Below are 13,091 nucleotides of genomic sequence, written 5' to 3'. Positions count from 1 at the left end.
GCGGATGCCGCACCGCCAGGTTCGGCCGTTCCGTCGATCGAGATCACCTGCCCCACGCATCCCGGCAGGCCCACCGGCCCCGGTGAACCTGCCGGTCGCGTGACCCGCTGCACCCCGTGTCCCTGGTAGGCGCCGACGTTCGGCGGGTCGGGGAGCGGATGGCCGTAGAAGTCACGGCCACCTCCTTCCGGGGCGGGGACACCCGCACCCGGCGCCGGGGAGACGGTGCGCTACCGCACGTCACCGGGGGCGGCGAACCGCGGATCGGCGCGCACCTCGCCGGCCCGCCCGCACGGGAATCCCCACGAGGCGGGCGTAGAGATTGTGGGCGTAGGAGTTGCGCGGATCGGCGATCGGGGAGCGCGCGCCCTGGCGACGGGGCGCCGACGAAGATGTGGTTACGGAACGTGACGCCGCCGAGGCTGATGCCGCTGACCATAGCCGTGCCCGGGACGGTGATGCGGGTGTCGATGAGGGTGTTGTTGTACACCAGGGTGCGGGTTGCGGGGCCGCAGACGACCGAAACGACGCCATAGGGCGCGGAGGTGTTGCGGTCGTTGCCGCTGACGTTGTAGCGGACGGTGTTGCGGTCCGACACCCTCCCCGCGCCATGGCAGATCAGCAGGGAGCCGCCACGGGCGCCGGCTGCCCGTCCTCGAGCCGGGGCACGGTGGGTTGGGCGGCACGGAGCCCCGGACGACGTACACCCGGTGATGACCAGCCTGCCGCGGGTCGGCGGCGAGGCGATCCAGAAAGTCCAGGCCCTTCGGCAGCGCCTCGGTGGCCGGCGCGATGCCCTCGGCGAGGGCCGCCGCGTCCCACCGGCCGCGGCCCCCGCGCGGGCACCCGCCGATTACCGCTGGGCCACCGCTTTCGACAGGATGGGCGGATGACCGAGATCCACACCCCCCGCCTCATCCTCCGCCGCTGGACCGACGACGACCTCGCCCCCATGGCGGACATCAACGCGGACCCGGTGGTCATGCGCTGGATCGGCGACGGTTCCGTCCTCGACCTGGACGGGACCGCCGAGGAAATCGAACGGTGGGAGGAGGAGTGGGACGACGAAGGCTTCGGCCTCTTCGCCGTCGAACTGCTCGCCTCGGGTGAACTGGCCGGCTGCGCCGGCCTGTCCGTCCCCGAGTTCCTGCCGGAAGCGCAGCCCGATATCGCGATCAGCTGGCGCTTCGGCCGGCAGTACTGGGGCCAGGGTTACGCGTCCGAAGCCGCCCAGGCCGTGCTGGAGTTCGCCCTCCAGGACCGCGGCCTCGACCGCGTCATCGCCATCAACCGGCTCGGCCATGAGTCCTCGGAAAACGTGGTGCGCAAGCTAGGCATGGCCTTCGAGCGGGAGGCCACGCATCCGGAGTACGGCCATGCGCTGACCGTGCACAGCATTGACCTCACGGAGTACCAGGGCTGAGAGGCATCGGCGCCTTCCGGACGTGGCGCCCCTTCCCCGGGATCCCACCCGGGGAAGGGGCCACGTCCCGCAGGCGCCGGCCTGAGCACGCGGCACCATGTGCCCACCGCACGCCGACAGGTACGCGAAGTACACGCCGGTGCCTCCATGCCAGTCACGGCGTCTGTGCGTGGACAGCTACACGCAGGTCAGCCGGCGGCCACCGACGGCTGGGCGAGGTCCAGGTCGAGGATCTCGTGGGCGCCGCCGGCGAGGGATATCGGGACCGCGTGTGGCGGGTAGCCGGCTGCCGTGAGGGTGTAGTGAGGGCCGCTCAGGTCGGAGAAGGCAAAGGTACCGTCCGGGCCGGTGACGGTATGCGCCGTGACCGTGCCGTCCTCGACGAGGGTCACTGCGGCGTCGGCGAGCGGCCGGCCGTTCGGGCCCCGGACCGTTCCGCGGACGGTAGCGGTCGGCTGTAGGCAGATGTCCTGCCGTTCCGGTTCGCCGCCGGACAGTTCGACGGCGCGGGCCTGCGGCTGGTGACCGGGGGCGCTGAGAACCAGGGTGTACGGGCCGGGCGGCAGCGGGGCCGTCTCCCACCTCCCGTCGGTGCCGGAGGTCGTACGGGTCACCACTTCGCCACCGGCATCGGTCAGGACGATGCTCCCGCCGGCCAGCGGGGCGCCTTCGGGGCCCCCGCGCAGCACGCCGCCCAACCGGCCGGTGCCCGCGAGGATCAGATCGACCTGGGACGCAACGCCCTCGCCGCGGTAACTGGCAGAGGCGGCATACGGGGTGTGGCCGGGCGCTGCGCCCGTGAGGACGTAGGTGCCGGCCGCGGGGGCGGCGAGCGCATAGCGCCCGTCGGCGCCGGCCGTGGTGACGTCGGCCTGGCGGCCCTGCCGGTCGATCAGGGTGATACTCGCGCCCGGGACCGGGGTGCCGGAAGCGTCCAGGACGCGGCCGGCAAAGCCGGCCGGCGTCTCGGCCGGTCCGGTCGCGGTCGCCTCGGCGGGCGCGGACGGTAGACGGACGGCCTGCGTTGCGGTGGCCGGCCGGGCCCAGGACGGTGCGGACTTCACGAGCCGGCCCGGCCGGTCGGCCGGTGGGACCGCCGCCCCGTCGGCACCGGCGTCAGCTGCGAGCACCTCCTCGGCACCGCTGTCCGTGCTCTGCGCGACCAGGGTCGGACGGGACACCTTGTGCTGCGACGGCAGGAAGGAGGCCAGGAGGACACCAACGATGACCGCGGCCGTCGCGATCAGGAAGGAGACCCGGAAGCCGGCCATCGTGGGCACCGTGACCGTCCCGACGCGCTGGGACATATGGGCCAGCACCATGCCGATCACGGCGCTGGACACCGAGGTGCCGATCGAGCGCATCAGGGTGTTCAGTCCGTTGGCAGCGCCGGTCTCGGACGGGTCGACGGCGCCGATGATCAGCGCGGGCAGCGAGGAGTACGCCAGGCCGATGCCGGCGCCGACGACCACCGCGATGATGACGGTCTGCCAGGGGGCGTTCATCAGGCCGATGCCCGCGCCGTAGCCGATCGCGATGACCAGCATGCCGAGCAGCAGCGTGACCTTGGGACCGCGCCGGGCGGCGATGCGCGCATACAGCGGGGCGACGAACATCATCGTCACGCCCAGCGGTGCCACACACAGACCGGCCACCACCATGGACCGGCCCAGGCCGTAGCCGGTCGACTCGGGCAGTTGCAGCAGCTGCGGCAGCACCAGGGAGATCGCGTAGAAGGCCACACCGACGGTGATCGAGGCGAGGTTGGTCAGCAGCACCTCGCGGCGGGCGGTGGTCCGCAGATCGACCAGAGGGTCGGCCATGCGCAGCTCCATCACACCCCACAGCACCAGGATCAGGGCCGCGACGCCGAACAGGCCGAGGGTGGTGGGCGAGCCCCAGCCCCAGTCGCTGCCCTTCGTGATGGGCAGCAGCAGCGCGACCAGCCCGGCCGACAGCCCGAGGGCGCCCGCCACGTCGAAGCGCCCCTGGGCCCGTACCGCGCTCTCCGGTACGACGAGGAGGGTGAGCAGCATCGACAGCACGCCGAGCCCGGCAGCGCCGAAGAACAGGGTGTGCCAGTTGGCGTGTTGGGCGACCAGGGCCGCGGCCGGCAGCGCGAGTCCGCCGCCCACGCCGATCGACGAGCTCATCAGGCCCATGGCCGAGCCGAGCCGTTCGCGCGGCAGCTCGTCGCGCATGATGCCGATGCCGAGCGGAATGGCGCCCATGGCGAAGCCCTGGAGCGCCCTGCCCACGATCATGGTGATCAGGTCGCTGGTGAATCCGCAGATCAGCGAGCCGACGACCATGACCGCGAGGCTGGTCAGCAGCATCCGCCGCTTGCCGTAGAGGTCGCCGAGCCGTCCCATGACGGGCGTCGAGACGGCACCCGCGAGAAGGGTGGCCGTCATGACCCAAGTGGCATTGCTGGGTGCCGTGTTGAGCAGCACGGGCAGGTCCTTGATGACCGGCACGAGCAGCGTCTGCATCACGGCGACGACGATGCCGGAGAAGGCGAGGACCGGGACGATGCCGCCGCGGGTTCTGTGGCGCCCGCCCGCGGCCGGGTCGGGCGTCGGGGGCGCGGCAGCGGTGGTCGCCGCCCTTCCGGGAAGCTGGTCCGTCGTCGTCCGGGTCATGCGTGCGGCCTCCAGGCGGCAGAGGGTGAACGTCAGGGAGAGTGGGGGTGAGCGTGTGTCGTGAGGAATGGCGGGGCAGGGGTGAGCAACAGGCGTTCGCGGTGTGGGCGTCGCCCACGGGCATCGGCACGATCAGGCCATTGATACGTGCATGCCGAACGTTTTATCTCGCGGGCCTATTCCGGCGCACCGGCCGGCATCTCCCCGCACCGCTCGTGATCTGCCTCACGCCGCCCCGCCTCCGGCTCCCCTTCACCCCGTGCATCTGGCCTCCCCCGACCTCGCCTTCGATGCGGAATCCGCTGAACCCGCCGAATCCAGTGAACAGCACGCCACTGACAATGCGGCCCGGCGGTGACCGCGCACCACCACGGCCTGTCGTTGACCGCAGCACCCGTCAACGCTGAGAGGCGCCGTGACATCTCCACGACGCCTCTGACGTGCACGATTCGTGCACGACTCTTCCACACTTCAACAATCAACACCGCGTGCGCGGTATGTTTTCACCACCCTGAATGCACCGGAATGTGCACGCCGCTACCCGACTCCCGAACCCCCCGCGGACCGGGACCGGTTCAGCTCGCGGCGACGCCGGCCGCGGACTCTGCCGGCGCTCCCCCCTGAAGAGCCGCATTGAGTTTCGCACCGCGCTCCGGATCCAGATTGAGCTTGGCGAGGATGGCCGGCACCGCAATGCTGGGGAGGGTGTGCTCGAAGAACACAGTGAGCCGGCGACTGAGGTCGGCCTGGTTGGTCAGGGCCTGCGACATCATCTGGAGTCCGGCGAAGGCGCCGACGAACAGCTCCGCGGTCTCGCGTACGACGATGCTCTCCAGCACTTCGCCACGATCCCTCGCCTCGTTCAGCAGGCTCTCGACGAAATGGGTCCACGAGATCATCGACTGCTTGCGGTCGAGGTGGTTGGAGCCCTGCTCAACGGCCAGTCGCGCCGCACCACGCTGGATCGGATCGCTGCGCAGCCGGTATGCCAGCACCTGGCCCGAGTCGACGAATTCCTGAAGTTTGATCTTCTGCGGCTCGACGGCGATATCGACTACCTGCTCCTCGAGCACCGCGAGCGCTAGCTGTTCCTTGGAGGCGAAGTGGAAGTACAAGGCGCCCTTCGTCACGCCAGCGCGCTCGAGGACTTCGGCGATCGTCGCGCGGTCGTAGCCTTGCTCGTCGAAAACCGACGCGGCCGCCTCCAAGATCACTCGCCGGGTCCGGATCGCGCGGTCCTGTTGTGCCACAGGACGCCTCCTGTCTCTCGATGTCTTCACGTTCCGCAACAGTTAGCTACAGCCCAAGTCACTGCTGGATCAGCTACTTTCCCCTTTTCGTCGGCCCGGCATTGAAAATAAAACCGGATGGTACGTATCTTAACAGCGATGTACCTCATCCCGTAGAGATGCCTGGGGGCAGTCATGAGCGAAACGATGCACGTCAGCGGCACGGTTCAGCCCAGGTCTCCACATCAGCTGCGGTTCAACCGGAAGCAGCCCGGCACCCCGCCGCCCCGTCTCGACGTCCCCGTCCGGCGGGAGTTCGTGCATCGCCCCTTCGCCGACGACATTCTGGTCACTTCGTGGCGCCGCCTCGATGAGTCCCACTTCTCACTGACTGCCCAGTGGCCGCACGATCACGGGTACTTCGCCCCCAACCGCGGGCGTCACCATCTCATCCTCACCGGCGAGACCATCCGTCAGGCCGGGTTGCTGCTCTCCCACACCGAACTCGGCGTACCTGTCGGCCACCACTTCATCCTCGGGGACCTCGTCTATACCACTCACCCCGAACACCTCGCGGTGGGAAGCGGACCCACTTCGCTGACGATTGACGTCACGTGCAGCAAAATGCGCATGCGGGCCGGTGCGATGGCCGGCGGCCGCTTCGACATGACGATCCGCAAGGCGGGCCGGATCGTGGCGACGGGCCACTCCAGCGTCACGGTCACCTCGCCCGCCGTCTACCGACGGATCCGCGGCGAGCGGCTGGCCGCGCGGCGCACCCTCGCCCCGCTCCCCGCCCCGGTCCCGCCCCGGCTGACCGGCAGCGTCAGTGACAGCGACGTCCTGCTCTCCCCCACCGACCGGCCCGACCGTTGGCTGCTGCGCGTCGCCCCCGGTCACGCCGCGGTGGTGAACCCGGCGAACGACCATGTTCCGGGCATGGTGCTGCTCGACGCCGCACAGCAGGCCGCCCGCATCCTGACTGTCCCCGACGGCTTTGTTCCCTACGCGTTCGGCACCGACTTCCGCCGCTACGCCGAGCATGACGGCCCCTGCGTAATCGAGGCCCGCCGCATCTCGTCGGCGCTGCCCTGCAGCACAACAGTCCAGGTCACCGGCTCACAGGGCGGCCACCCCGTGTTTGTGTCCACCCTGACGGCGCTGGACCCCCGGCGCTGAGCGCACCGTCCACGAGGAACGTACTTCTCAACGGGCCCTTACCCCGGTCAGCGCACCACGCTTCCTGAGCCACCACATGTCAGGAGCAGCAGCGGCTCTTGAGACAGGGGCAGCCGGCCCCCGGCTGCCGAAAAACTTCACAGCAACCAACAGTCCTCGGCGGCAGCACGCCCGCTGCAGACACGGAAAGGCCAAAGAACGATCATGGGTGAGCTCAACAGAAAGACCGCGCTGGTAACGGGATCCAGCCGGGGTATCGGCCGGGGCATCGCCCAGCGCCTCGCCGAGGACGGTGCACTGATCGCCGTCCACTACGGCAGCAACGACACCGCGGCCAAGGAAACGGCCGAGAGCATCCGAAACGCGGGCGGCCGGGCCTTCATAGTAGGTGCGGAGATGGGAGTTCCCGGTGATGCCGAAGCACTCTTCGCCGCGTTCGACGACGGGCTTGCGGCGTGCGGCGCGGAGCCCGGCCTCGACATCCTCGTCAACAACGCCGCGATCAGCATTCCGGGGCACATCGACGAGGTGACGCCCGAGGACTTCGACCGCACCCTCGCGGTCAACACCAAGGCACCGTTCTTCGTGATCCAGCACGGTCTGCGCCGGATGCGGGACGGCGGACGCATCATCAACATTTCGTCGGCGGTGACGAGTACGGCATTCCCGTCGACCATCGCCTACGGCGTCTCCAAGGGCGCCGTGGATACCCTGACGCGCACCCTCGCCAAGGAGGTCGGTGCGCGCGGCATCACGGTGAACACCATCTCCCCCGGCTTCATCGAGACCGACATGAATGCGGCGATGCGGGCGACACCCGAGGCGCATGCGGCGCTGGCGTCCATCTCCGTGTTCAACCGGATCGGCCACCCCACGGACATCGCGGACGTCGCCGCGTTCCTGGCCTCGGACGACTCCCGCTGGGTCACCGGTCAGCGCATCGACGTCACCGGCGGCTCCATGCTCTGACCCGCCGGGACGGTCCTGGGTCCGGCGCAAGCCGCGGCGTCGTCAGGCGTCATGGAAGACCAGGCCCAGGGAATGCCGTTGGCCCGAGCGGACGGTGCTCACACCGTGGCGTACCGGACCGGCCGACCAGCCGCGGGCGGAGCGAACGGGGCGGTCGCGGGTGGTGAAGATCAGGCCGTGGCCCTGTGGCAGGACGGTGGTGGTGCCGCGGGACTGTGCGCGGGGCCGCTGCTCGACGAGCAGGAACTCACCGCCGGTGTAGTCGGTGCCCTGCTCGTCCAGGCCGATGACGACCTGGAGGGGGAAGACCATGTCCCCGAAGATGTCCCGGTGCAGCGCGTTCCAGTCGCCCGCCCCGTAACGGAGCAGAATCTGCGAGGACTTGGCCTGCCCGGCCTCATGGCACAGGGTGAGCCACTCCCCCAGGGTGTCCGGCCAGGGCGCCGGCCTGCCGAGCTTGTCCGCCCAGTCACGCGCCGTCCGCAGCAGGTGCGGGTAGAACGCCTCGCGCAGGGCCCGGACCGGTTCGGGCAGCGGGTCGGCGAAGTAGCGGTACTGGCCCGAGCCGAAGCGGTGCCGGGCCATCTCGATGGTCGAGCGGAAGCGGGAGGGCCGGTCGTACAGCGCGATGAGGTCGCGGCAGTCGGCCGGGCTGAGCAGACGAGGGGTCAACGCACAGCCCAGGGTGTCGAGTTCGTCGGTCAGCGCCGTCCAGTCGGCGGCCCCGACGCGCTCGGCGAGCGAGGCGGTGCGGGCTCGGCGCTTGGCAGTCGTGGTGGTCGTGGTGGTCATGGTGTGCTCCAGGGGGGCTTCGGGCGGGGCGGTTCAGAGGAGCGGGGGCCGCGTCCCGTACAGCGGACTCAGCCGGCGTCCGGCGCGACACCCTCGATGCCGAGGAGTTGCCGCTTGCGGACGGGGCCCGCCGCGTAACCCGACAGGGATCCGTCCGCGGCGATCACACGGTGGCAGGGCCGGACGACGAGCAACGGGTTCGCGCCGATCGCCGTGCCGACGGCGCGCACCGCGCCCCGCGCCGCACCGACATCGGCGGCAATCGCCCCGTACGTGGTCGTGGTGCCGTACGGAACGGCCTCCAGGGCCTTCCACACGCGCCGTTGGAAGTCCGTGCCCCGGGTCGGTGCGTACTCGATGCCGAAACGGGTCAGCTTCCCGTCGAAGTAGGCGCGGAGCTGGCGGGCGATCTCGGCGAAGGCGTCGGGGTCATACGTCCAGCCGTCCTGGATGGTCGCACCGCCCTTCTGGCCGGGCACGGTCAGCGAGGCGAGCGCGGTACCGCCCGGTGCGGTGGCCGATTCCTCGCCCACCAGCAGGAGTTCGCCCAGCGGGCTGTCGAGGGTGGTGTAGAGCGTCATGGTCCTGTGCTTTCCGTGGTGGAGGGGCGGGTGCGCGCCGGCTGTGTGGCCGGCACGTTCCAGAAGTGGTGCATGGCGTAGGAGCGCCAGGGGCGCCAGGTGTCCGCCCGCGCTGCCGGACCGGCCGTCGGGACTCCGGCCCGGCACATACCGGCCCGTACGGCCACATCGCCGGTCAGCAGCACATCGGGGTCCCCGAGGGCGCGCATCCGGATGTAGCCGGCGGTCCACGGGCCGATGCCGCGCAGCCCGAGCAGCGCGCGCTCGGCCTCGTCCCGGTCGGCTCCGGTGTCCAGCCTGACGCTGCCGTCGGCGAGCGCGGAACCGAGGGTGCGCAGGGTCGTCCGCCGGGACTCGGGCATGCCGAGCTCCGCGAGCGAGGCCCCCGCCAGGTCGTCGACGCGAGGGAAGAGATGGGTGAGCGCACCGGACGGCTCCGGCAGCGGTTCGCCGTACGCGGCGACCAGGGCGGCGCCGAGAGTGCGGCCGGCCGCGACCGAGACCTGCTGACCGAGTACGGCACGGACCGCGAGCTCGTCCGGGGCGGCGGCGCCCGGGGAGCGCAGTCCGGGGCGCTCGGCCACCAGCCGTGCCAGGACGGGGTCCTCGGCGAGCCGCTCGGCGACCGCGTACGGGTCGGCGTCCAGGTCGAAGAGGCGCCGCACCCGCTGGCCCGCGGTGGTGAGATCGCGCAGTTCGGTGAGGCGCAGCCGGCAGTCCAGCCAGCCGTCGCCGGCCGCCTCGTCGACCTCGGCGATACCGGTGCCGTTCGGCAGCCGCAGGGTGCGCCGGTAGGTGCGGGCGCCGAGCTCGCCGCTGACGTCCTCGATGCCGGTGAGGGCGCGCCGCTGGAGGTGGTCGAACAGCTGCCGTGCCGCGTACGGCCCGCGGAAGGCCAGCCGCAGCGGCAGCACCCCGGGCATGGCATGCGGCGCCACCGCGCCATATCGGGCCGTCTTTCCGGGGCGGGCGGCGCGCAGCTCGCTCGGGGTCAGTGCGTAGATCTCCTTGATGGTGTCGTTGAACTGCCGCACGCTGGCGAACCCGGCCGCAAAGGCGATCTCGGCCGCTTGCAGACCGGTGGTCTGGAGCAGGACCCGGGCGGTGTGCGCGCGCTGTGCCCGCGCCAGCGCCACGGGACCGGCGCCCAGCTCGGCGTTCAGCTGCCGCTGCACCTGCCGGGCGCTGTAGCCGAGCCGGGCCGCCAGCCCGGAGACCCCTTCCCGGTCGACCACACCATCGCTGATCAGCCGCATCGCCCGCCCGACGACATCGGCGCGGGCATTCCACTCCGCGGAGCCGGGCACCGCGTCGGGACGGCAGCGCCGGCAGGCGCGGAAACCGGAGCCCTGGGCGGCCGCGGCGGTCGGGAAGAAGGCGACATTCCGGCGGCGGGGCGTGGTGGCGGGGCAGCTCGGCCGGCAGTAGATCCCGGTCGTGGACACCGCGAAGAAGAAGGCGCCGTCGAATCTGGCGTCCCTGCTGCGCACCGCCTCGTACCTGCTGTCCTCATGCATCACAGAGTCCACTGTGCAGCAGGTCAGACGGCGACGCTGGCGGAAATCGGACGGCACGTTCGGCAGCCCGGAGAGCCTGAGCACAGAGGAACGGGACGCGGGCGTCGGTTCACGGGCGTGCGGGTCGCGGCACGGCCGGGTCGCGAGCGTACGGGTCGCGGCCGGACCGGACGTGGGGACACGGGAAGCGGCGGTGCTCGGGGGACGAAGTCCCCGGCAGTCGACCGCAGTTCCGTGGAGAAGGCCGGGCGGGTCGGAACGGCTCGGCACGGCGCGCGGGGCGCACTCGCGCCAGGCGGACTGTGCGGACGCCCTACGACGCCATCGCTGCCAGGACCACCAGGAACACGACCAGCGCGAGCGTCTCCCAGCGCATTGCCCTCCGCAGGACGCTCACGCTCGGGAGGCCGCTCGACGACGAGCCGTGGCTGCTCATACCGTCGTCACCGTAGCCGCTGTCCCCTGTGTCCCCGCTGTCACTCACGCCGTACTCCCGCCCTCTTCTGCCGCACCTCACGAACTGACAGCCTTTCGACCGCCGCTCACCAGCGTATGTCTTGCCACCAGCACTGGTTTCAGGCGGTGCGGGTACGGCTCCGCTCCGGCTCTGGAAGGTGGCTACGGCTACGGACGGGTGGCGTACCCGTCGTGGCCCGTCCGCCCGAGCCTCAGCCGCGCCGACGTCCCTGCCGCTGCCCGGAGGCACCGCCCGCCGCGTCAGGCGGGCGGCATCGGCCAGTCGTCCAACGAGCCGCCGCGCCATTCGACAAGCCGGGGATCGTCCAGCGCAATGTCCTCGGCCTGGCCGGCGACGCCCGCGCGGCGGAGGAATTCGGCGACATCGCCACGGCCGTGAGCCAGGCCGACGATCTGCCCACGTACGGTCACCCGTCGGCCACCGGAGGGCGTCGGCGGGTGCACGATGACGGGCGGGTGCTCAGTCATGCATCCAGCGTGCGCCGGGCTCCGCGCTCGCGCATTTCGACAGCCGCCGTGAGCATCAGCGGCCGCCGTGCGCACCAGCGCTTGCCCCGGCAAGCATTCACTAGGCTGGCCGGGTGGCAGGGACACGGAGCGGGCGGCTGGTCCGCACGGCCCCGGAACCTGCCTCTTCGACGAGGGACAAGAGGCCGACCGTGAACAACCCCATGGACTCAGCCGAGTTCTCCCGGGACCCGTATCCGCTGCTCGCCGCCTTGCGGTCGCGCGGTCCCGTGCAACAGGTGAGGACGGGCAACGGCCGTACGACATGGGTCGTGACCGGATGGGCGGAGGCCCGGTCCGCGCTGGCGGACGCACGGTTGTCGAAGGACACCGCCCGCTACTTCGCCGACCGTCCCGGCAAGCGCGACCTGGCGCCCGCCGTCAGCCGGACCATGCTCGCCACCGACCCGCCGCACCACGGCCGGCTGCGGAAGCTGGCGATGAAGGCATTCACTCCGGCGGCCGTCGCACGGCTGGAGCCCCGCATCCGTGCGATCGCGGAGGAGCTGGCCGACGCACTGGCCGCGCGCGGGTCGGCGGATCTGGTCGAGGAGTTCGCCGTGCCGCTGCCGATCGCGGTGATCAGCGAGCTGCTGGGGGTACCGGAGCCGGACCGTGCGGCGGTGCGGCGCTGGTCCCATGACCTGTTCGCCGCGGCGGCCCCGGACACCGTGGACCTCGCGTCGCATGCCCTCAGCGACTACATGACACGGCTGATCGCGGCCCGGCGCCAGGACCTCGGGGACGACGTCCTCAGCGGTCTGATCGCCGCCCGCGACGAGGCGGACCAGCTGTCCGAGGCCGAACTCGTCTCCCTGGCCGTGCTGTTGGTGGTCGCGGGCCACGAGACGACGACCCACCTCATCGGCAACGGGATGCTGGCCCTGCTCCAGGACGACGCGCTCCGCTCCCGCCTCCGGGCCGATCCCGGCCTGCTGCCCGCCGCGGTCGAGGAGTTTCTGCGCCACGACGCCCCGATCACCCTCGCGACCTTCCGCTTTGCCACCGAACCGATCGAACTCGGCGGCGCCCGGATCGGCGCGGGGGAGGTGGTTCTGGTGTCCCCCGGAGCCGCCAATCGTGATCCGGCACAGTTCCTCGCGCCGGACGAGGTACGACTGGACCGTCACGTCCGTACGGCGCGCCCGGACCGTCCCGAGCGTCCGAACGGCCCCCGGCTCCCGAACGGTCCCCAGCGCGGCCGGCATTCCGAGGGACCCGAGCGCTCGGGTGGACATCTCTCGTTCGGACATGGTCCGCACCACTGCCTCGGTGCGCCGCTGGCCCGCGTCGAGGCCCGGATCGCCTTCGAGGTGCTGCTGACGCGTTTCCCCGGCATCCGTCCGGCGGTGGCCAGTTGGGATGCGCTGGAGTGGCGGCGCACGCGTTTGATGCGCGGTCTGGCGAGCCTTCCGGTGACCCTCGGCCGGTGAATCGGGCCGTACGCGAAAGTCCCGGCGGTCAAAACCGCCGCACTTCGCCCCGTTGAGCAGCCACACATCGCTCCGACAGACCGCTACATATCGCCTCGCCCGAGCCGTTCCCACCGGCCCCGCAAGTGCCCGCCCGGCGAGAAGCCGCCCCACAGCAGACCGGCGCCGCGACTGCGGGTACGGCAGTCGCGGCGCCGGCCGACCCCGTGCGGCCACGGGGCGGTCCCGCGGAGCGGTTCAGTCTTCGGTGGTGTGTCCGGAGAGTCGTTCGACGCCGCGCAGGAGGGCGGAGTGGTCGAGGCCGCCGTCGCCTTGTGCGCGCAGGGAGGCGACGAGGCCGGC

Annotated in this window: 12 protein-coding genes and 1 pseudogene; 5 read left to right on the top strand and 8 right to left on the bottom strand. The window is 71.3% G+C overall.

Annotated elements, in window-relative coordinates:
• Positions 1-713: 713 nt before the first annotated feature.
• Together IF67_RS0104725 and IF67_RS0104720 are read left to right on the top strand one after the other, a co-directional pair.
• Complete coding sequence (locus IF67_RS0104725) at positions 714-893, top strand: hypothetical protein (protein WP_158713032.1); 180 nt, start codon at positions 714-716, stop codon at positions 891-893.
• Complete coding sequence (locus IF67_RS0104720; RefSeq protein WP_030982406.1) at positions 890-1,423, top strand: GNAT family N-acetyltransferase; 534 nt, start codon at positions 890-892, stop codon at positions 1,421-1,423. Before IF67_RS0104725 ends, IF67_RS0104720 begins: the two co-directional genes overlap by 4 nt.
• Before the next feature lie 188 nt (positions 1,424-1,611).
• On the opposite strand, the gene IF67_RS0104715 is transcribed toward IF67_RS0104720, so the two are convergent.
• Positions 1,612-4,065, bottom strand: coding sequence for an MFS transporter (locus tag IF67_RS0104715; RefSeq protein WP_030982399.1), 2,454 nt, complete (start codon positions 4,063-4,065; stop codon positions 1,612-1,614).
• 575 nt (positions 4,066-4,640) lie between these two features.
• Positions 4,641-5,315 (bottom strand): ScbR family autoregulator-binding transcription factor, encoded by a 675-nt coding sequence (locus tag IF67_RS0104710; protein WP_037838814.1) that lies wholly within the window; start codon positions 5,313-5,315, stop codon positions 4,641-4,643.
• A gap of 174 nt (positions 5,316-5,489) precedes the next feature.
• Between IF67_RS0104710 and IF67_RS0104705 the strand changes: the two genes are divergently transcribed.
• On the top strand, positions 5,490-6,473 hold the full coding sequence (locus tag IF67_RS0104705) for a ScbA/BarX family gamma-butyrolactone biosynthesis protein (protein WP_030982395.1): 984 nt from the start codon (positions 5,490-5,492) through the stop codon (positions 6,471-6,473).
• A 204-nt stretch (positions 6,474-6,677) separates the two neighbouring features.
• Entirely contained in the window at positions 6,678-7,442 is a 765-nt protein-coding gene (locus IF67_RS0104700; RefSeq protein ID WP_030982393.1) for an SDR family oxidoreductase, read from the top strand.
• A 42-nt stretch (positions 7,443-7,484) separates the two neighbouring features.
• On the opposite strand, the gene IF67_RS0104695 is transcribed toward IF67_RS0104700, so the two are convergent.
• The 5 genes from IF67_RS0104695 to IF67_RS0104675 form a co-directional block, all read right to left on the bottom strand.
• Positions 7,485-8,234, bottom strand: a complete 750-nt coding sequence (locus tag IF67_RS0104695; protein WP_030982391.1) for a 2OG-Fe(II) oxygenase — start codon at positions 8,232-8,234, stop codon at positions 7,485-7,487.
• Positions 8,235-8,302: 68 nt separating this feature from the next.
• Positions 8,303-8,815, bottom strand: coding sequence for a methylated-DNA--[protein]-cysteine S-methyltransferase (locus IF67_RS0104690; RefSeq protein ID WP_030982384.1), 513 nt, complete (start codon positions 8,813-8,815; stop codon positions 8,303-8,305).
• Positions 8,812-10,332 carry an AlkA N-terminal domain-containing protein gene (locus IF67_RS0104685; RefSeq protein WP_030982382.1) on the bottom strand — a complete coding sequence of 507 codons (1,521 nt, stop codon included), beginning with the start codon at positions 10,330-10,332 and terminating at the stop codon, positions 8,812-8,814. The genes IF67_RS0104690 and IF67_RS0104685 overlap by 4 nt, the downstream gene beginning before the upstream one ends.
• A 313-nt stretch (positions 10,333-10,645) precedes the next feature.
• Positions 10,646-10,816: a hypothetical protein gene (locus tag IF67_RS44115; protein WP_199812682.1), complete on the bottom strand. Its 171-nt coding sequence runs from the start codon at positions 10,814-10,816 to the stop codon at positions 10,646-10,648.
• 233 nt (positions 10,817-11,049) lie between these two features.
• A complete protein-coding gene (locus tag IF67_RS0104675) occupies positions 11,050-11,277 on the bottom strand; it encodes a hypothetical protein (RefSeq protein ID WP_030982381.1) in 228 nt (75 codons plus the stop codon).
• 203 nt (positions 11,278-11,480) lie between these two features.
• On the opposite strand from IF67_RS0104675, the gene IF67_RS0104670 reads away from it, so the two are divergent.
• Entirely contained in the window at positions 11,481-12,749 is a 1,269-nt protein-coding gene (locus IF67_RS0104670; RefSeq protein ID WP_030982380.1) for a cytochrome P450 family protein, read from the top strand.
• Between the two features lie 237 nt (positions 12,750-12,986).
• On the opposite strand, the pseudogene IF67_RS42790 reads toward IF67_RS0104670, so the two are convergent.
• Positions 12,987-13,091: pseudogene (locus IF67_RS42790) on the bottom strand (2-hydroxy-3-oxopropionate reductase); the annotation flags it as partial.

Source organism: Streptomyces sp. NRRL S-1813, assembly GCF_000719605.1.
Taxonomy (GTDB): domain Bacteria; phylum Actinomycetota; class Actinomycetes; order Streptomycetales; family Streptomycetaceae; genus Streptomyces; species Streptomyces decoyicus.
The sequence above is the reverse complement of the archived record's forward strand: the minus strand, read 5'-3'. Positions and strand labels throughout refer to the sequence as shown.

Bases quoted from the DNA above. Each gene is read 5' to 3' on its own strand.
- IF67_RS0104690 (WP_030982384.1), bottom strand. From the start codon at position 8,815: ATGACGCTCTACACCACCCTCGACAGCCCGCTGGGCGAACTCCTGCTG.
- IF67_RS0104700 (WP_030982393.1), top strand. From the start codon at position 6,678: ATGGGTGAGCTCAACAGAAAGACCGCGCTGGTAACGGGATCCAGCCGG.
- IF67_RS0104675 (WP_030982381.1), bottom strand. From the start codon at position 11,277: ATGACTGAGCACCCGCCCGTCATCGTGCACCCGCCGACGCCCTCCGGT.
- IF67_RS0104705 (WP_030982395.1), top strand. From the start codon at position 5,490: ATGAGCGAAACGATGCACGTCAGCGGCACGGTTCAGCCCAGGTCTCCA.
- IF67_RS0104695 (WP_030982391.1), bottom strand. From the start codon at position 8,234: ATGACCACCACGACCACCACGACTGCCAAGCGCCGAGCCCGCACCGCC.
- IF67_RS0104715 (WP_030982399.1), bottom strand. From the start codon at position 4,065: ATGACCCGGACGACGACGGACCAGCTTCCCGGAAGGGCGGCGACCACC.
- IF67_RS0104725 (WP_158713032.1), top strand. From the start codon at position 714: ATGACCAGCCTGCCGCGGGTCGGCGGCGAGGCGATCCAGAAAGTCCAG.
- IF67_RS0104685 (WP_030982382.1), bottom strand. From the start codon at position 10,332: ATGCATGAGGACAGCAGGTACGAGGCGGTGCGCAGCAGGGACGCCAGA.
- IF67_RS0104670 (WP_030982380.1), top strand. From the start codon at position 11,481: ATGGACTCAGCCGAGTTCTCCCGGGACCCGTATCCGCTGCTCGCCGCC.
- IF67_RS0104720 (WP_030982406.1), top strand. From the start codon at position 890: ATGACCGAGATCCACACCCCCCGCCTCATCCTCCGCCGCTGGACCGAC.